17 protein-coding genes are annotated in these 17,542 nt (G+C 53.1%); 8 read left to right on the forward strand and 9 right to left on the reverse strand.

Features of this window, described 5'->3' with window-relative positions; genetic code table 11:
• Positions 1-38: 38 nt before the first annotated feature.
• Positions 39-1,541: a F0F1 ATP synthase subunit beta gene (atpD, locus tag J0A68_RS03905; RefSeq protein ID WP_206576872.1), complete on the reverse strand. Its 1,503-nt coding sequence runs from the start codon at positions 1,539-1,541 to the stop codon at positions 39-41.
• Between the two features lie 587 nt (positions 1,542-2,128).
• Here atpD and J0A68_RS03910 point away from each other — a divergent pair.
• The 6 genes from J0A68_RS03910 to J0A68_RS03935 all read left to right on the forward strand — a co-directional run bounded on the left by J0A68_RS03910 (position 2,129) and on the right by J0A68_RS03935 (position 9,421).
• Positions 2,129-2,980: a heme/hemin ABC transporter substrate-binding protein gene (locus tag J0A68_RS03910; protein WP_206576873.1), complete on the forward strand. Its 852-nt coding sequence runs from the start codon at positions 2,129-2,131 to the stop codon at positions 2,978-2,980.
• 26 nt (positions 2,981-3,006) lie between these two features.
• Positions 3,007-4,065: a FecCD family ABC transporter permease gene (locus tag J0A68_RS03915; RefSeq protein ID WP_206576874.1), complete on the forward strand. Its 1,059-nt coding sequence runs from the start codon at positions 3,007-3,009 to the stop codon at positions 4,063-4,065.
• A complete protein-coding gene (locus tag J0A68_RS03920; protein ID WP_206576875.1) occupies positions 4,065-4,868 on the forward strand; it encodes a heme ABC transporter ATP-binding protein in 804 nt (267 codons plus the stop codon). Before J0A68_RS03915 ends, J0A68_RS03920 begins: the two co-directional genes overlap by 1 nt.
• A gap of 1 nt (position 4,869) precedes the next feature.
• Positions 4,870-5,916, forward strand: coding sequence for a hemin-degrading factor (locus J0A68_RS03925; protein WP_206576876.1), 1,047 nt, complete (start codon positions 4,870-4,872; stop codon positions 5,914-5,916).
• 216 nt (positions 5,917-6,132) lie between these two features.
• Entirely contained in the window at positions 6,133-8,337 is a 2,205-nt protein-coding gene (locus J0A68_RS03930) for a TonB-dependent receptor (protein WP_206576877.1), read from the forward strand.
• A gap of 22 nt (positions 8,338-8,359) precedes the next feature.
• The gene (locus tag J0A68_RS03935; protein ID WP_206576878.1) at positions 8,360-9,421 is read left to right on the forward strand and encodes an HmuY family protein; all 1,062 of its coding nucleotides are present in this window, start codon (positions 8,360-8,362) and stop codon (positions 9,419-9,421) included.
• 145 nt (positions 9,422-9,566) lie between these two features.
• Here the strand turns inward: J0A68_RS03935 and J0A68_RS03940 are convergent, their stop codons facing one another.
• The gene (locus tag J0A68_RS03940; RefSeq protein ID WP_206576879.1) at positions 9,567-10,046 is read right to left on the reverse strand and encodes a C40 family peptidase; all 480 of its coding nucleotides are present in this window, start codon (positions 10,044-10,046) and stop codon (positions 9,567-9,569) included.
• A gap of 180 nt (positions 10,047-10,226) precedes the next feature.
• Here J0A68_RS03940 and J0A68_RS03945 point away from each other — a divergent pair, with 180 nt between their 5' ends.
• Entirely contained in the window at positions 10,227-10,466 is a 240-nt protein-coding gene (locus tag J0A68_RS03945; RefSeq protein ID WP_206576880.1) for a hypothetical protein, read from the forward strand.
• On the opposite strand, the gene J0A68_RS03950 is transcribed toward J0A68_RS03945, so the two are convergent.
• From J0A68_RS03950 to J0A68_RS03960, 3 genes are all read right to left on the reverse strand, one after another.
• Positions 10,463-10,966: a PIN domain-containing protein gene (locus J0A68_RS03950; RefSeq protein WP_498371313.1), complete on the reverse strand. Its 504-nt coding sequence runs from the start codon at positions 10,964-10,966 to the stop codon at positions 10,463-10,465. The two genes, J0A68_RS03945 and J0A68_RS03950, sit on opposite strands and share 4 nt — an antisense overlap.
• Positions 10,905-11,129 (reverse strand): UPF0175 family protein, encoded by a 225-nt coding sequence (locus tag J0A68_RS03955; RefSeq protein ID WP_206576882.1) that lies wholly within the window; start codon positions 11,127-11,129, stop codon positions 10,905-10,907. Before J0A68_RS03955 ends, J0A68_RS03950 begins: the two co-directional genes overlap by 62 nt.
• 125 nt (positions 11,130-11,254) lie before the next feature.
• The gene (locus J0A68_RS03960; protein WP_206576883.1) at positions 11,255-13,441 is read right to left on the reverse strand and encodes a S9 family peptidase; all 2,187 of its coding nucleotides are present in this window, start codon (positions 13,439-13,441) and stop codon (positions 11,255-11,257) included.
• Positions 13,442-13,605: 164 nt separating this feature from the next.
• Between J0A68_RS03960 and J0A68_RS03965 the strand changes: the two genes are divergently transcribed.
• Positions 13,606-14,598 (forward strand): D-alanine--D-alanine ligase, encoded by a 993-nt coding sequence (locus J0A68_RS03965; RefSeq protein WP_206576884.1) that lies wholly within the window; start codon positions 13,606-13,608, stop codon positions 14,596-14,598.
• Positions 14,599-14,647: 49 nt separating this feature from the next.
• Here J0A68_RS03965 and J0A68_RS23115 read toward each other — a convergent pair whose 3' ends face one another.
• The 4 genes from J0A68_RS23115 to glpK are packed head-to-tail and all read right to left on the reverse strand — an operon-like array spanning position 14,648 to position 17,489.
• On the reverse strand, positions 14,648-14,971 hold the full coding sequence (locus J0A68_RS23115; protein ID WP_206576885.1) for a type II toxin-antitoxin system RelE/ParE family toxin: 324 nt from the start codon (positions 14,969-14,971) through the stop codon (positions 14,648-14,650).
• On the reverse strand, positions 14,968-15,180 hold the full coding sequence (locus J0A68_RS03975) for a hypothetical protein (protein WP_206576886.1): 213 nt from the start codon (positions 15,178-15,180) through the stop codon (positions 14,968-14,970). Before J0A68_RS03975 ends, J0A68_RS23115 begins: the two co-directional genes overlap by 4 nt.
• Positions 15,181-15,206: 26 nt before the next feature.
• Complete coding sequence (locus J0A68_RS03980; protein WP_206576887.1) at positions 15,207-15,941, reverse strand: MIP/aquaporin family protein; 735 nt, start codon at positions 15,939-15,941, stop codon at positions 15,207-15,209.
• A 48-nt stretch (positions 15,942-15,989) separates the two neighbouring features.
• A complete protein-coding gene (glpK, locus tag J0A68_RS03985) occupies positions 15,990-17,489 on the reverse strand; it encodes a glycerol kinase GlpK (RefSeq protein WP_206576888.1) in 1,500 nt (499 codons plus the stop codon).
• Positions 17,490-17,542 lie beyond the last annotated feature (53 nt).

Raw genomic sequence — 17,542 nt, forward strand, 5'->3', positions numbered from 1 at the left:
AGGTTCTTTCAATAACCAATCACCACTAACTAATTTCCTTATTTTACCTCAGCAAGCATTTTCTCACCCTTGGCGATGGCATCTTCGATGCTACCTACCAAGTTGAAAGCTCCCTCAGGCAGGTGATCCAGCTCACCGTCCATGATCATGTTGAAGCCTTTGATGGTATCCTTGATGTCTACCAGCACACCCTTCAAGCCGGTGAATTGCTCGGCTACGTGGAAAGGCTGGGAAAGGAAACGCTGTACACGACGGGCTCTGTGTACGACTTGCTTATCTTCTTCAGAAAGCTCTTCCATACCGAGGATGGCGATGATATCCTGGAGTTCTTTGTAGCGCTGCAGGATCTCTTTCACGCGCTGGGCACAGCCGTAGTGTGCATCACCCAGGATGTCTGGAGAGAGGATACGGGAAGTAGAGTCCAGAGGATCCACCGCAGGGTAGATACCCAGCTCGGCGATCTTACGGGAAAGTACGGTAGTGGCATCCAAGTGCGCGAAGGTCGTCGCAGGAGCCGGGTCAGTCAAGTCATCCGCAGGTACGTAAACGGCCTGTACGGAGGTAATTGAACCGTTTTTGGTAGAGGTGATTCGCTCTTGCATGGTACCCATTTCTGTTGCCAGAGTTGGCTGGTAACCTACTGCGGAAGGCATACGGCCGAGAAGTGCGGACACTTCGGAACCTGCCTGGGTGAATCGGAAGATGTTGTCGATGAAGAAAAGGATGTCTTTACCCTGTCCTGATCCGTCACCGTCACGGTAGTATTCTGCCAAAGTCAAACCGGTCAAAGCCACACGAGCACGTGCTCCGGGAGGTTCGTTCATCTGACCAAACACAAAGGTTGCCTTGGAGTCTTCCAGCTTCTTGAGGTCTACTTTGGATAGATCCCATCCGCCTTCTTCTTCCAGGCTATGGATGAAGTCTTCACCGTAGGTCACGATGCCAGACTCGATCATTTCTCTCAAAAGGTCGTTTCCTTCACGGGTTCTTTCACCTACACCAGCAAATACGGACAAACCGGAATAAGCCTTGGCGATGTTGTTGATCAGCTCCTGGATCAATACGGTCTTGCCTACACCGGCACCACCGAAAAGACCGATCTTACCACCTTTTGCATAAGGTTCGACCAAGTCGATGACCTTGATACCGGTGTAGAGTACTTCGGTAGAGGTAGAAAGATCTTCAAATTTGGGAGCACCTCTGTGGATAGGGAGTCTTTTTCCGGCCGGTACTTGGGGAAGTCCGTCGATTGCCTCACCTACCACATTGAAAAGACGACCCTTGATCGCTTCGCCGGTAGGAACAGAGATAGGCTGACCCAAGTCACGCACTTCCATGCCTCGGACCATCCCTTCGGAAGCGTCCATTGCGATGGTACGAACTCTGTCTTCGCCTAGGTGCTGCTGTACCTCCATGACGACCACCTGGCCGTCTTCTTTGGTCACTTCCAGCGCGTCAAGGATGTTCGGCAGTTTTCCGCCTTCGAAGGAAACGTCCACAACCGGGCCGATTACCTGTGTTATCTTTCCAATATTTGCCATTTGTAGAATGAAATGTAAAAAGGATACGCTTTTTTAATTCGAGCGCAAAATTAGGCATTAAAGCCTAATACCAAAGGATCTTTGGAAAATAAATCCCAGCAAAATTTCTGTTTGTGAAAAACATAGCTACGTGAGCGTAGGTGGGAGATACCACGTACGGAATACGCCTGGCTAGGGAAGCTTGGGGTGAAAGTGCCCATTTTGGATTTTTGATTCTAAGATTTACTGGATTGCTGCATAGGCTTCCCTCCTATAGCACTCGGCGCTTAATCCTAAGTCTGGTTAAGAGCTCCACGACCATGTGGAGAAAACTCCAAGTTGATGGACACTTTAATAATGTTGTCGTTTTCCAACCGTGCCGCTTCTTCCTTTCGACATAGTTTGGTGATACGAATTTTTCAATTTTCCAATCTTACAATTTTTCAATCTAGACAAAGAGAAATGCCCTCAACATCGGAACGGTTCACCGGACACCCCAATTTCCATACCTCCCCACTTCCCGCCTTCCGTCATTTTCCTGACTTTCTTTATTTGGATTCAATCTTAATATGATTACATTTGCCTTGTATTTAAACTTAATCTAAATAATGGCAACACGTTTTTTGCCTCTGATCCTGCTCCTATTCTTCGCCTGTGGCAAAGCCACGACAGACAGCACGGAGAAGCAATCCCGAAAAATCATCACTGCCGGAGGGACAATCACCGAAGTGATGGACGCGCTCGGCTTCAGCGGTCAAATCATCGCCACGGACATCACGTCCACTTATCCAGAGTCGATGAAGTCCCTGCCTTCTATAGGCTATAGAAACCAAATCAAGGCCGAGGGCATCTTGGCGCTGGGCCCCGACTTGGTCTTGATCGAGGAGGGCTACCTCTCCCCGGACGTAGTGGAGCAGCTCAAGGCCGCCCAAGTGAATATCCACCTTTTCAAAAAGCCCCTGACAGTGGACGGAACGAAAACGCTGGTGACTGAGCTCGCGGCTTTCTTCGAAGTGTCTGAGAAAGGCGCTGAGATAAACAAGGCCATCGATGCGGACATGGCCGAGCTGGCCTCTTTTCTAGAAGGCAAAACGTCCAAGCCAAAGGCCATCTTCGTCATGGCTCGCGGGCCAGAGACGGTATTCGTGGCGGGAGACAAGACCTTCGCCACCGAGATCTTCAAGATGGCAAGTCTGGAAACTACCGCGACGGGATTCGATGAGTTTGCGCCGCTGACTCCAGAGTCGCTGGTTCAGATGAATCCGGAATTCCTCGTCTTTTTTGAGTCGGGTATCCAAAGCCTGGGCGGAAAGGAAGGCCTGACCAAAATCCAAGGGATTGAAGAGACCGACGCTTTCAAAAACGGCCAGATCGTCGCCCTCGACGGGCAGTACCTTTCTGGTTTCGGCCCGAGAGTAGGCAAAGCCGCTCTAGACTTGGCAAAAGCCACAAGACCTTAATCGGAAGAGACAACAGACAAGGAACAATGAGTACCGCCGTGGCACATACGAAGATCAAAACGCAAAACCAGATCCTTCTGGGCTTTGGCTTGATGCTCGCACTGGTGCTCGTCGTCTCCCTATCCATGGGTGCCTATCGTATCCCATTGCCGCAGACGCTCGCGATCCTGTTGGATCAGATCGGGCTGCAAGTGGGCGCTTTCGAAGTGCAGCAGGCCAATGTCCTCCTGCAGATCCGCATGCCGCGGGTGCTGATGGGAGTCTTGGTGGGCGGAGGACTCGGCATCGCCGGAGCTGCGCTCCAGGGCATGTTTCGCAATCCCTTGGTGGAGCCGGGACTGATCGGCGTGAGCAGCGGAAGTGCGCTTTTCGCGGTGATCTTTATGGTCTTGGTGCCGATGACCCCGGCCTTGGGATGGATTCGGCCGATAGGTCTGCCCATCTTCGCTTTCGCCGGCGGCCTGATCGCCGTCTTGGCGGTGTATCGACTTTCCAAATCCCAGGGAAAAACCGACGCGGCTACCCTGATCCTCGCCGGTGTGGCGATCAACGCGCTTGCCGGAGCCTTGATCGGTTTGGTGTTGTTCTTCGCGGACGATTCGGCTTTGCGCAGCTTCACTTTCTGGAGCCTCGGCGACCTGGCGGGAGCGACTTGGGCCAAAATCCCCGTGAGCTTGGTTTTGATCGCCTTTCCATCCCTCATGCTCCTCTTCAACTACCGCAACCTCAACGCACTCGCGCTGGGCGAGCAGGAAGCCTTTCACATGGGCGTGAATGTGCAGCGCGTCAAGCTGCAATTGCTCGTATTCAGTGCACTGATCTTAGGGGCGGGAGTTTCCATGGTGGGAATGATCGGCTTTGTCGGCCTCGTGGTACCTCACTTGATCCGAATCCTGTTCGGCGCTGACCATAGATTGGTGCTTCCCGGTTCCTTTTTGCTGGGAGCCTTGTTGCTCAACTTCGCCGACCTGATCGCCCGGGTGATCGTGATCCCGGCGGAGATGCCCATCGGGGTGATCACGGCGCTGATCGGCGCGCCCTTCTTCATCTGGCTGATCTTTAATCTGAATAAATCCAAAAACTAATGCTGAAAGCCACCAACGTACACTTCTGCATTCGTCAACGTCCGATCGTGGATGAGGTCAGCCTAGAGCTCAATCCCGGTGAGATCCTCGCGATCCTGGGGCCAAACGGGGCTGGTAAGTCGACTTTCTTCAAGATCCTTTCTGGCGAAGTGCGATGCAAGCACGGAGCCATCGGCTACAACGGCCACGATATCCATAAACTCAAAAGCCGTGAGCTAGCCGAAGTTCGCGCCGTGATGCCGCAGCATACGCAGGTCAATTTCCCCTTTACCGTGCAGGAAGTCGTGGAGCTGGGGCTGATCAGTACCCGGGCCAAAGATCCCGCCAAGCTCATACGTGAAGTGCTGGAAGCTACCCATACGCTTCACTTGAGCGGACAGGTGTTTAACACGCTTTCCGGAGGTGAAAAACAACGCGTGCAGCTCGCCCGAGTGCTGGTGCAGATCTGGGAGGCCAAGCCTTTTCCCCGCTATCTCTTGCTCGATGAGCCTACGTCGAGCCTTGACATCGCCCAGCAGCACGCGGTCCTGAAGATTCTCAAAACGCTAAAATCCCGCAATATCGGCATCCTGGTGATCCTTCACGAGCTAAACCTTGCCGCCCAATATGCCGACAAAATCGCCCTGCTGAAAAACGGCATGGTCGCCAAAGCCGGCACGGTGGAGGAAGTCCTCGATGAAGGGATCCTCGCCCAGGTCTTTGACCATCCCATCCAATTGATCTCCAATCCGGCTACCGGAGGGGTATTCATCTCCTCTTTGGCCAGCCAACCTATACCGACCCATACATTTAAACAAGCTTAATATGGAAACGCTACAAGAATCCGTACAATCCCTCAAGCAAGCCTGGGATGCCCTCAAAGTATCCGAGCCTACACTCCGAATCCGTGACGCCGCCGCTAAACTCGGCGTGTCCGAAGCCGAACTCCTGGCCACAGGAATCGGCGCGAACGTGATCCGACTCACGGACAACTTTGAGGAGCAGCTCACCGAATTCCCGAAGCTGGGTCGTGTGATGTCCCTCACCCGTAGCGAAGGCTGCGTGCTGGAGCACAAGGGCCCCTTCCAAAAGATCGAGATGCATCAAGCGGGGCCTCACAAGATCGCTACCGTGATCGGTCCCATCGAGCAGCGCGTATTTTTCGCGGGTTGGAAATTCGGATTTGCGGTGACCACCGAGACTCCGAGAGGCACCATGAAGAGCCTGCAGTACTTTGACAAAGAAGGCGAGGCCGTGATGAAGGTCTACCTTCAGGAGCAGTCCAATGAGTCGGTGTACGAAGAGCTGGTAGCCAAAAATACCGCAGAAGACCAAAATGCACAGCTCGAACTGGAAGCATTTCCGAAGCCGGAATACACGTCCAAGGAAAACCTGGACTTCGCAGCTTTCACCCAAGACTGGGAAAACATGAAGGATACCCACGATTTCTTTGGCATGCTGCGCAAATACAAGCTCAACCGTCTCGATGCCGTGAAGTGGATCGATGAGAATTGGGCATATGAAGTGGATCGTCTTTCTGCAAGGAAAATCGTCGAAGTGGCCGCGGCGACCAAGCTTCCGATCATGATTTTCGCGGGCAACAAAGGAAACATCCAGATCCACCAAGGCAAGATCCAGACCGTGCGTCAGATGGGCGACTGGCTGAATGTTCTTGACCCGGACTTCAATATGCACCTGAACGAAAACGTGGTGGACAAGGCCTTCGTCGTGCACAAAAACACCGAAGACGGTCTCGTGTCTGCCGTGGAGCTTTTCGACAAAGAAGGCGAGATGGTCGCGCAGTTCTTTGGCTTGAGAAAGCCAGGCTTGCCTCAGAAAGCCGAGTGGAAAACCCTCGTGGATAGCCTCTAAAGTACTTAGCGGCTGTCTTGAACAAACGTCATTGCGAGCGGCCTTTTTCAGGCCGCGCGGCAATCTGTCCAGAGAGATATTCGACAGAAAGATTGCTTCCTCGTACCTCGTCGCAATGACGCTTTCAAGGCAGCCTCCATTCCAAAAAATTTTATGCAAGAGCGTAGATTTAGTCTTAATAAGCTTCTCCTTCCGGTATTCCTTGTTGTCCTGGGAATGTCCTCGGAAGGCTTTGCCCAAGCGGTACTGCGAGGCAAGGTCGTCTCCGAAAGTGGAGAAGCCATCGCCCATGCGACGGTGTGGCTGGCTGATGCCAAAGGAAAAGTAGCAGATGAAAGCGGGCGCTTCGAATTGGCGGAGCTGCCGAAGGGAGCCAAGCTGAAAATCTCCGCCGTGGGCTTTGAGACACTCCTGACCGAGTGGCCAGCAGGGCAAAGTGAGGGCGTTTTCGCGCTTTCCCAGTCCACCTCGGATCTGGAGCAGGTCGTGGTTACGGGCAGCTTTGAGCCTCAGACAGCGCGAAGCTCCGTCTATCAGGTGCGGACCATCGGAGAGACGGAGATCAGCAAGCGCGCGCCGATGATCCTCCAGGATGTGTTGAATACCCAAGTGGGGATCCGCTTTTCACAAGACAATGCCGTCGGCGCGAGCAATATGGAACTCCTCGGCATGTCTGGCCAAAACGTGAAGATCCTGATAGATGGAGTCCCGATGGTCGGCAGACAAGGGACTTCCAACGAAATCAACATCAACCAGATCGATGTCAACCAGATCGAGCACGTCGAGATCGTCGAGGGCCCGATGTCTGTGGTTTATGGCGCGGACGCCTTGGCTGGCGTGATCAATATCATCACCAAGAAAAGCGCTGACAATACCTGGGGACTGAGCGCTCGGGTGCAGGAGGAAAGCGTGGGAAGCTCTTATTCTCCTTTCACCGGAGATGGCAACCACCAGCGCGGGATCTCTGGCACAGGCAAGGTCAACAACTGGGACTTTGGGCTAGGCTACTCCCAAAACCGCTTTGGCGGATGGAAGGGGGACTATACCGGCCGTCAATACCAATGGCTGCCACGAAACCAGGACTTTGCCAACGTGCGAATCGGCTGGGGAAAAGACGCGATTTCCCTCGACTATCAGCTGGACTTTCTCCACGAAACGATCTTCTCCTACGGGCCGGAGACACGGCTGGAAATGCTGGACCAGCACTTCGTGACCGACCGCTGGATGCATCGCCTGCTGGGACAGTGGGATCTTTCTTCCAAGTTTGCGCTGAACTGGCAGGGTGGTCTCACCAGCTATACCCGTGACAGCGAGACCTGGGTGAGCAATGTCCGCACCGGCGAGCACTACCCCTCTAGCGCCCCGGGAGCCCAAGCGACCATCAAGTACGAAGGCTTCAGCTGGAGGACGATTGGTAACTGGACGCTTGGCCCCAAACTGAAAATCCAGCCGGGAGTCGATCTGAACTTGGAAAACGGCAGTGGTGAGCGCATCACAGACAACGAAGGCATGCAAGACTACGCGGTCTTCTTGACGGGGGAGTGGACGCCAAACTCTTGGATTCAGATCCGTCCGGGTTTGAGAAAAGCCTACAACTCGCTCTACGACGCACCGGGGGTTATCCCTTCGCTCAATACGAAATTCCGCTTGGCTAAATCGCTGGATCTGCGCTTGGCTTACGCAAAGGGCTTTCGCGCCCCATCCATCCGTGAGCTGTACTTTGACTTCTTCGATGCCAGCCACTCCATCCAGGGCAATCCTAACCTGAAAGCCGAAACCTCTGATAGCTTCAACGGCTCTTTCAATTGGTCGCCAAAGGCAAAAGGAGAGCTGAAGACGAGTTCGGTCTTGGGCTTCTTTTACAATGATGTAGAAGACCGGATCGCCTATGGCCAAGACCCGGAAAACATCCAGATTACCACGCTTTTCAATGTGGAAAACTACAAGACTACCGGGGGAACGCTCAGCCAGACTTTCCGCTACAAAGGACTCGAAACCAACCTGGGATTTTCCTACATCGGTCGCTACAACCTGATCTCTGAGGAGATCGAGGACACGCCGCAGATGGTCTGGACGCCCGAGGTCACTGCGAATACGATCTATGAAATCGAGAAATGGGACGCTTCGGTCAGCCTTTTCTACAAGTACACTGGCGAGCTTCCTGCCTATCAGACCGTGGTCGATGGGGAAAACGTGACCGCCCAAGAGGTGAGAACCGATGCCTATCACTGGATGGATCTGACGTTGGGCAAGGAGCTGATTCCAAATCTTAACCTCAACCTGGGCATCAAAAACCTGCTGAACGTGACCCAGATCAACTCAACCGCGACCGGTGGAGACGCACATGGCGGAGGCTCGAGCCGACCGATTGGCTATGGCCGCTCCTACTTTCTCGGATTGACCTATCAACTCAACAAATAACATTTTACCAAACCAAACTAGTATGAAACAGCTACGTTTCCTCCCAATGACTGCCCTGTTGGCTGCAGCATCCGTATTTTCCTCCTGCTCCGACGACCCAGATCCGGTCGTAGTGCCACCCAATGAGTCTGGCCTGATCGAAGTCAACGGCGGCGGAGCGACTTACCCCAATTCCGTTTTCGTCTCCCTCAGATCTGGCGTGCAGACTTCCGTAGCCCGAACCACCTGGGATTTGGCCTTTTCTACAGGGTCTGACTTCAAAGTCCTGATCAACGGTACGACTGGCGCTATGGCTACCGCTACGACTGAGACGGATATCAATGCCGTAGGCGCTGCCGAGATCGCAGCTGCCGAAGCGAGCGGGGAGCTTGTCCTGAGCTTTACCAATTTGGCGGGTATCGAGCACGTGGACGACCCCGCTAATCCACTGAGTAAGCCTGTAATTGCTGCCGTAAGCGCTACTGAGGCAAGCAACATGGTGTACCTGTTGTCAAGAGGGGCAAGCGGCGTAGATGCCAAGCCTTGGAAAAAAATCCGCGTGATCCGCAATGGTCAGGGCTATACCCTGCAGCATGCTGACGCTGACGCGACGACCTTCAGCTCTTTGAACATCTCCAAAAACACTGACGACAACTTTGTCTATGTAAGTTTTGAGAATGGCGTGGTGGACGTGGAGCCTGCCAAAGAGGAGTGGGATATCGCCTGGACCGCCGGAACTTCCTCCACTCCCTATCCACAAGCTTCCAACGGGACTTTGGCTTATTTCTACCAAGACCTAGTTTACCACAATATCTACGGCGGTTCTTCGGCCGTGCAAGTGGCTGAAGCGACTATTCCCTACGACGACTTTGACGAAACGGACCTGCCTACCTTGACTTTCAACTCTGACAATAGACTGACCATTGGCTCCAACTGGAGAGGTGGAGGCGGTCCGACTAGCGCGCCTGCCGTGAAGACCGACGTGTACTATGTCGTGAAGGATGCCAACGCCAACGTGTACAAAGTTCGCTTCCTTTCTTTGACCAAAGACGGAGAAAGAGGCAAGCCGAGCTTCGAATATGAACTGGTAGAGGCTGGAAACTAATTCCGGACTTTGTCCCAAAAACAGAAAAGAGCGCCGAAGCGCTCTTTTTTTATGACCTAAACACCTGTCAGGTTTTCAAAACCTAACAGGTGTTTTTGTTATGCTTCTCGCTATGCTGCTTCTCGAGAAGCAGCATCACCGTGATCTACTCGAGAAGTCGAGTGGCAAAGAGGAATGCCTTTTTCCAATAATTGTTGCTCATGAAGTCCTCGGTGACGCCGAGGGAGGAGGAGGCGTGGATAAAGCGGATATCGTCGCGCTCGACCTCGGTCACGATACCGGAGTGGGTCACTTGGTTTTTGCGCTTGCCGGTGGCAAAGAAGAGCAGGTCGCCCGGCTCTACCTGGTCGAGCTTGACCTTTTGCCCCACTTTGCTTTGATCCGCCGACATCCGCGGAAGGTTGATGCCTACGGAATAGTAGGAGTGGAAAACCAAGGCGGAGCAGTCCATGCCCGCACGGGTGGTGCCGCCGTACTTGTAGGGAGTGCCACGATAAGTTCTCGCGGTCTCGATCACGGTGAAGGCGGGGGATTCCTTGGCGACTTTCTTTTTGGACTTGCACCCCGGGGCAAAAGCCAGGAGGATGAGCAGGAATAAAAATGGGATTCTGATTTTTTTGCCCAAGACTACACAGGATTGGTTTTCCAAGTTTACGCTGCGGGCCTCAGGAAACCAATTGTTTTGGCCATGCGTTGGTGAATTTTCCGGGGTTGGGGCGAAGCGCCCGATTGCCTTTCTGGAGTTCTGGTTGACGTTTACAGCCCTATTTCCTTAAATTCAGCTTTTCAGAGAAAAAAATAGCGTATGAGCAGGGAGGATTTCCACAGTTTACCCCTTCACCAAAAGATCAAAACCCTCTACATCGAGGGGACTTTTGTGGTGGCTATCCGCTACTATCGGCATAAGATCAATCTGTATTTGCTGGAAAATGACTACGTGGAGGTCTTTTACAACCATAAGGAGGACCGCATCGACAAGATCGACTTTTTGCCCCGCGACCACAGCCGGATGAAATTTTACCTCGATCAGATCAAGATAGGCTAAGGGTAGTCTTTTTGGATTTCTGCAAGTATTTTCGGGGAAATTCTAATCCCGGCTTCCAGTAGCTTTTTAACGTACGGCCCGATTTCCGGGACAAGGCCTTGCTTTTTAGCCTTTACCAGAACTCCCAATGTTCCTGTGAATTTCATTCCTAGTCTCGCAGCGATTTTTCGTGCCTTTAGGTCGTCCAGTATCAAGATCGAATCGCTAATTTCCTTGCCCAGACAAATTACCGAAGCTTCTCCTGGATCTATTTCCCCACACAGTGAGGCGTAGAAATCCGCTTTTGAGCATTTTGCGGATAGCAGAAATTTCGGAAGTTGTTTTTTGAATTCTTCTCTGACGATGTCAGTGACAATAACCTGTTCGTATGCAGTATTTAACAGTTCCAAGGCATCAATTTTGCCCAAAAGAATCAAGCAGCTGGTGTCTGGGATCGCCTTAGGCATTGTCGATATCTCTCCGAATATCCTCGACTTCATCACTGAAAACCGAGACACCATAATCTCCGAGAAGATCGATAAACTGCTCTTGAGGAATTCCCAAAAGCTGCGCAGCCTGACCGGCCGACAGCAATGCGTCCTGATACATCTTTGCCGCTAGATACTCGGTGACATTCATGTTTTTTAGTTCAGGTTTCTCCGGTAGTTCGAGGATCACTTTCATGGCATAGCTTTTTTAGAAAATTACGAAAATTATCCCCGAAGCGGTGACGATTAAAAATATCAAAAAGCAGAAAGCCGCAGAAAATCAATCCTGCGGCTTTTTCAATGGTTTTGGATTTTCCCTTCTCAGAGCTTTTCCTTCAGGTAGTTTGTCATCTGCGTGTAGATATGCCATGTCGCGTTGCCGCCGGAGATGCTGTGGGCCTTGTTGGGATAATAGAAGCTGTCAAACTGCTTGTCGGCGGTGATCAGGGCATTGACTAGGTCCACGGAGTTTTGGAAGTGGACGTTGTCATCGCCGGTGCCGTGAATGAGGAGGAAGTTGCCCTTCAGCTTGTTCACATGCGTGATCGGGCTGTTGTCATCATAGCCCGCGGCATTGAGCTGGGGAGTCTGTAGGTAGCGCTCGGTATAGACCGTGTCGTAATATCTCCAGGTCGTCACGGGAGCCACGGCGATAGCGGTTTTGAAGACGTCATGGCCGATCATCAGGGACAGGGAAGACATGTAGCCGCCATAGGACCAGCCCCAGATGCCGATTCGGCTCGGATCTACGAAAGGCATCTTGGCAAAGTGCTTCGCTCCCTCGATCTGGTCAATGACTTCCAGTTTGCCGAGGTTGGCATAGGTCGAGTGCTTGAAGTCGCGGCCTCGGCCTCCTGTGCCGCGATTGTCGATACAGGCGACGACAAAGCCCTCAGCGGCGAGCTGCTGGTGCCAAAAGTCGCGCAGGCCACCCCAGGCGTTGAGCACGTTTTGGGAGCCAGGGCCGCCGTACACATACATGAGGACAGGGTATTTTTTGTTGGGGTCAAAGTCGGCCGGCTTGACCAGGTAGCCGTTCAGTGCCGTGCCGTCCACCGTCGGGAAGCTGAAGAATTCCTTTTTTGCCAAGGCATAGCCCTTGAGCTTTTCCTTCAGCGCCTGATTGTCTTCGAGGACTTTGACTTCTTTGCCGGAGGCTTCGTTTAGCGTGACTTTCACCGGCGTATCGGCGGTGGAGTGGTAGTCGATGTAGAATTTGCTGTCTGGGCTCATGTTGATCGTGTGGGTGCCTTTGGCTGGGGTAAGGGCTTTTTTGCCTTTCCCGTCCAGACCGATCACGTAGAAATTGCGCTCCAGCGGCGAAGCCTCGGTAGAGAGGAAGTAGAGCTTTTTGGCCTTCTCATCCAAGCCCACCATCGCAGTCACTTCCCAATCGCCCGAGGTGATCTGCCGGATCAGGCTGCCGTCCAGGTTGTGGTGGTAGATGTGCTTGTATCCGTCCTGCTCCGAGGTGCGGATGAAGGTCTTGCCGTCGCTGAGGTATTGTAGGTCGTCGTTGTAGTCCAGGTCCACGTAGGTTTTGGAGGTCTCGGAGAGGATCAGCTTGCTGGCTCCCGTGCTGGCATCGGCGTGGAAAAGGTCGAGCTTGTTTTGCAGTCGGTTGAGTCGGAGAAAAGCCAAGGTGTTGGCATCTCTCGTCCAGTAGATCCGTGGGAGATAGATGTCTGTTTCGCTTCCTGCGTCGATTTTCTGCGTTTTGCCGGAGGCCAAGTCATAGACATGGATGCTGACCAAGGAGTTCTTTTCGCCAGCTTTTGGGTATTTAAACTTGTAGTCTTTTGGATAAAGAGCGCCCCAAAGCTGCATGTTAAACTCGGGGACTTCACTTTCGTCAAAGCGGATAAAGGCGATCTTTTTGCCGTCAGGCGACCATTTGAAGGCCTGGGCCATGGAAAATTCCTCCTCGTACACCCAGTCCGCGGAGCCGTTGATGATCTTGTTCCACTCCCCGTCGGTGGTGATTTGGGTTTGCTGATTGCTGGCCAAGTCCACGAGGAAAAGGTTGTTGCTCTGCACAAAAGCGACCTTGTGGTTGTCCGGAGAAAGGGTCGCATAAGAGATCTTTTCCCCGTTCATCAGCTGCTGCTTTTGGCCAGTGGCTAAGTCCACGACATAGAAAATGCCTTTGGAAGACCTGCGGTAGATAGACTCGACGTCGGTGGCGATGAGCGCTTTGGACTCGTCCGCATTGAAGGAGTAGGAGGAAAAGTCCACGCCAAGCGCGCGGCCGTCCAGCAAGACTCCTGCCTCTTCGCCAGTTGCCAAGTTCATTTTCACCACCACCGGGGCACCGTTTCGGACGAGCTGAGAGCTGTAGTATTGCCCGTCTTTCATCCAGTTGATCCCGGAGACGGTTTTGGGGCTGAAGGTTCCGAGTTTGAACACGTCCTCTGCGGTGACTTTTTTCAGGGCTTGGGCCTGGGATGCCAGCGACAGGCCGACGGCGCAGAGCAAGCCGAGACCGATCGCCTTCCAACTTTTAATCATAGGGTTGTCTATTTGGGTAAAACCATGGATTTCAGGAAGCGAATATAGGAATCCGCCAGCGAACCCTCCAAGGGAAAAACCTTGGGAGAAAGCCCTCCAAGGGTTCAGAACCCTTGGAGGGTTAGAAGAAAATAGCCTATTTCGCAGTACAAATTTTCCCAGCCATGAAGAAAACCATTGCCCTGGTCACCGGCGGTTTTACCGGAGAGTCCGTGATCTCACTCAAAAGCGCCGCCGTGGTCGAAAAGACCATAGACCGCGAGAAATACGAGGTGTACAAGATCTTCGTCTATCCGGGGGATTGGCACTATCTGAATGCTGGGGGAGAAAAGATTCCGGTCAACCTGAACGACTTCAGCATCAATCTGGGCGACGAAAAGATCACCTTCGACGGCGTGTTCAACATTCTCCACGGTTCGCCTGGCGAGGATGGCAAGCTGGCAGGCTACTTTGATATGCTGGGCATCCCCTATACCACCTGCGATCAGCTGACCTCGGCGATCACCATGAACAAGGGCTACACCAAAGCCATCGTGCAGGACATTCCAGAGCTGAACGTGGCCAAGTCCATCCAGCTTTTCGAAAACAGTGCGGAAAATGCCGCCAGAATCCAGCAGGAATTGACTTTGCCGCTCTTCATCAAACCCAACAATGGAGGCAGCTCCATCGGCATGAGCAAGGTGAAGACTTGGGAGGAGCTTGCGGAGGCTTTGGAAAATGCCTTTGCCGAGGACAGCCAGGTGCTCGTGGAGGAGTTTGTGTCCGGGCGTGAGTTTTCGATTGGCGTGTTCAAGGGAAAAGGGCAGATCACCGTCCTGCCTGCCACGGAGATCGTGAGCAGCAAGGAATTTTTCGATTACGAGGCCAAGTATGTGCCTGGGGTGACAGAAGAGATCACTCCCGGTAGAATGAACGAAGAGGAGGTTGATCGTGTAGGTCGCATCGTCACGAAGGTCTATGAAAAGCTCAACTGCAAAGGCGCAGTTCGGATCGACTATTTCCTACAACACGAAACCGGCAAGTTCTTTTTCATCGAGATCAACACGGTGCCGGGCCAAACCGAAACCAGCCTCATCTCTCAGCAGGTGCGGGCGATTGGGATGGAGGTGAAGGAGTTTTACACCCAGTTGATTGAGGAGATGTTGGGGGAGAAATAGATTTTAGAATCAAGAATTTGGAGACGAGAAGCGAGGAATCCTCGAATATTCACTTTTCGTCGTTTTCAAAGTGCTTCTTTAGCTGCGATGGATCCATGCGGTTATCCCAAAGTAGCAGTATTTGGATCATGGATTTTTCGGGGACATGTTTATAAAAAAGTGAGACGTTCCGATGGATCAGGATCTTTCGATAGTTGGTTTTCCTGAGCTTGACACCTATTTCAGGATTTTCGATAATCAGCTCGATTTTTCTGTCTACCAGAGACAGAAACTCATCTACTATCCGATCATTCCAGACTCTAAAAAGAAAGCTGGAGGTCTCTTCAAGTGATCGAATTGCACTGGGTGTCCAAAAGATCGATGGACGGATCATTTTCTTGAGAGCAAATCTTTCGTTTGGGTGTGTCTGACAAGGCGGTCTTCGGGACACTGTTCAGAAAGCTTCAGGAGATCCAAAATCTCATCAGGAACATTCTCTTCAATCGAATCCGTTTTGAGCCGTTCCAATTTTTCCAGCACCTTCTCATTTTCGAGCTGGGTGATCCAAGCGATTAGACTTACTTTTCTTTTCTCGAGTTCCATGAGGCTAATTTACAAACAAATAAACACTAATTCCCTACCACCAAATACAATCCCGCCGCCAAGGCGCAGCCGATGATCGGGCCGACGATGGGTACCCAGGAATAGCCCCAGTCGGAGCTTCCCTTACCTTTGATCGGTAAAAGTTGGTGCATGATCCGAGGGCCGAGATCCCGGGCTGGATTGATCGCATAGCCTGTAGTACCTCCAAGTGCCAATCCAATCACCCAAACCAAAAATGCCACCGGTAGCGCACCGACCGAACCCAAACCGATGGGGGTGCCGGTAGCGTCTTCCATCTTGCCGGGAGCGATGTATAGGATCACAAAGATCAGAACAAAGGTGCCCAACACTTCGGAGATCACGCTGGTGCTGAAGTTTCTGATAGCGGGATCGGTACAGAAAGGCGCCCGCTTCAGGCCAGGATCTGTCGCCAAGTCGAAGTGGTCGCGGTACATCACCCAAGCCAAAGCCGAGCCGAGCATCGCTCCGCCGATTTGTGCGAGGATATAGCCCGGAGCCAGTGCCCAATCAAATTTTCCCGCAATCCCGAGCCCAACGGTCACGGCCGGATTCAGATGGGCGCCGCTGTAGGGGCCAGCGACGACCACGCCGCAGAAGACCGCGAGCGCCCAGGCCGTGGTGATGGCGATCAGGCCTCCTCCATTTCCTTTGGTTTGGGGTAAAATGACGTTGGCTACCACGCCGGAGCCCAAAAGGAGCAAGACGCCGGTTCCGATGAATTCTGCGATATATGGGTTCATGTATGGTTTTTCTGGGGTTGTTGAAGTGTGGTCTTTAGGCGAAAGGATTTACTCCGCCCAGTCTTTGGAGCGCTCCACGGCTTTGTGCCAAAAGTGGATCAGCTCCTTTCTTTTTTCCTCGGTCATTTCCGGCTGGAAGCTTCGGTCAGCCGCCCACAGCGCCTGCAGCTCTTCCCGGCTTTCCCAAAAACCCACCGCCAGTCCTGCCAAAAAAGCCGCACCGATCGCGGTGGTCTCTATGATCTTCGGCCGCTTGATCTCGCAGCCCAGCAGGTCGGCCTGGAATTGCATCAGGAAATTGTTTGCGGTGGCTCCACCGTCCACACGAAGCTCCTGGGTTGGCTTGCCGCTGTCTTTTTCCATGGCCTTGAGCACATCGTAGACCTGGTAGGCGATGGCCTCCAGCGCCGCCCGCGTCATGTGGGCGATGGTCGTGCCCCGGGTGATGCCAAAAAAGGCTCCCCGGGCATTCTCGTCCCAGTGGGGAGCGCCCATCCCAGAGAGGGCTGGCACAAAGTACACCTTGTCGTTGTCTTCCAGGCTGGTGGCGAGTTTCTCAGTTTCGGAGGCTTTCTTGAACAGCTCCAGTCCGTCACGAAGCCACTGCACGGCCGCGCCGCCGATGAAGACGGAGCCTTCCAGCGCATAGTTGATTTCCTCTCCGACTTTCCATGCCACGGTCGTCAGCAGCTGGTTTTGCGAACGTACGGCCTCTTTGCCGGTGTTCATCACCAGAAAGCAGCCAGTGCCGTAAGTCGTCTTGGCCATGCCTGGCTCGGTGCAGAGCTGCCCAAAGAGCGCCGCCTGCTGGTCCCCGGCCACTCCGGCAATCGGGATCTTTACGCTCAAGACATCCCCGGTCGTCTCGCAAAAGAGCTCGCTGCAGGATTTGACGGCTGGGAGCATGGACTTCGGAACCCCAAACAGCTCCAACAGCTCCTCGTCCCACTCCTGGGTGTGGATGTTGAAAAGCATGGTGCGGCTGGCATTGGTGATGTCGGTGAGGTGCTCGCGTCCGGAGCTGAGCTTCCAGATGAGCCAGGAGTCCACTGTGCCAAAGGCCAGTTCCCCCGCCTCGGCCTGGGCCCGGGCACCCTTTACATTTTCGAGAATCCAGCGGATCTTCGTGGCTGAAAAGTAGGCGTCGATGATCAGGCCTGTCTTTGCGGCTACCTGTTCCGCAAGGCCTTTTTCCTTCAGCTCGTTGCAAAAAGCAGCCGTGCGCCTATCCTGCCAGACGATGGCTTTGTGGATGGGTTTTCCGGTCTTGCGGTTCCAGACAATGGTCGTTTCCCGCTGGTTGGTGATGCCGATGGCGGCGATTTGGTCGGCTCGGATTTCTTGGTTGACGAGAGCCTCTATCATCACGGAGGATTGGCTGGTCCAGATTTCGTTGGCGTCATGTTCTACCCAGCCTTGTTTGGGGAAAAATTGTTTGAACTCCTTTTGCGCCACGGAGACGATTTGTCCCTTTTTGTCAAAAATGATGGCCCGGGAGCTGGTCGTCCCTTGGTCGAGAGCCATGAGGTAAGGTTTCGTTTGGGTCATTACTGTGGGTTTATTGAGATGTTTGAAGTGTGGCGTACTTGGGGGCAGCGCCG

Origin of the sequence: Algoriphagus oliviformis, from assembly GCF_017254915.1 — a bacterium.
GTDB classification, from domain to species: domain Bacteria; phylum Bacteroidota; class Bacteroidia; order Cytophagales; family Cyclobacteriaceae; genus Algoriphagus; species Algoriphagus oliviformis.

Excerpts from the sequence above, each read along its gene's own strand:
- atpD (WP_206576872.1), bottom strand. The coding sequence starts at position 1,541 with ATGGCAAATATTGGAAAGATAACACAGGTAATCGGCCCGGTTGTGGAC.
- J0A68_RS03910 (WP_206576873.1), top strand. The coding sequence starts at position 2,129 with ATGGCAACACGTTTTTTGCCTCTGATCCTGCTCCTATTCTTCGCCTGT.
- J0A68_RS03915 (WP_206576874.1), top strand. The coding sequence starts at position 3,007 with ATGAGTACCGCCGTGGCACATACGAAGATCAAAACGCAAAACCAGATC.
- J0A68_RS03920 (WP_206576875.1), top strand. The coding sequence starts at position 4,065 with ATGCTGAAAGCCACCAACGTACACTTCTGCATTCGTCAACGTCCGATC.
- J0A68_RS03925 (WP_206576876.1), top strand. The coding sequence starts at position 4,870 with ATGGAAACGCTACAAGAATCCGTACAATCCCTCAAGCAAGCCTGGGAT.
- J0A68_RS03930 (WP_206576877.1), top strand. The coding sequence starts at position 6,133 with ATGTCCTCGGAAGGCTTTGCCCAAGCGGTACTGCGAGGCAAGGTCGTC.
- J0A68_RS03935 (WP_206576878.1), top strand. The coding sequence starts at position 8,360 with ATGAAACAGCTACGTTTCCTCCCAATGACTGCCCTGTTGGCTGCAGCA.
- J0A68_RS03945 (WP_206576880.1), top strand. The coding sequence starts at position 10,227 with ATGAGCAGGGAGGATTTCCACAGTTTACCCCTTCACCAAAAGATCAAA.
- J0A68_RS03950 (WP_498371313.1), bottom strand. The coding sequence starts at position 10,966 with ATGGTGTCTCGGTTTTCAGTGATGAAGTCGAGGATATTCGGAGAGATA.
- J0A68_RS03955 (WP_206576882.1), bottom strand. The coding sequence starts at position 11,129 with ATGAAAGTGATCCTCGAACTACCGGAGAAACCTGAACTAAAAAACATG.
- J0A68_RS03960 (WP_206576883.1), bottom strand. The coding sequence starts at position 13,441 with ATGATTAAAAGTTGGAAGGCGATCGGTCTCGGCTTGCTCTGCGCCGTC.
- J0A68_RS03965 (WP_206576884.1), top strand. The coding sequence starts at position 13,606 with ATGAAGAAAACCATTGCCCTGGTCACCGGCGGTTTTACCGGAGAGTCC.
- J0A68_RS23115 (WP_206576885.1), bottom strand. The coding sequence starts at position 14,971 with ATGATCCGTCCATCGATCTTTTGGACACCCAGTGCAATTCGATCACTT.
- J0A68_RS03975 (WP_206576886.1), bottom strand. The coding sequence starts at position 15,180 with ATGGAACTCGAGAAAAGAAAAGTAAGTCTAATCGCTTGGATCACCCAG.
- J0A68_RS03980 (WP_206576887.1), bottom strand. The coding sequence starts at position 15,941 with ATGAACCCATATATCGCAGAATTCATCGGAACCGGCGTCTTGCTCCTT.
- glpK (WP_206576888.1), bottom strand. The coding sequence starts at position 17,489 with ATGACCCAAACGAAACCTTACCTCATGGCTCTCGACCAAGGGACGACC.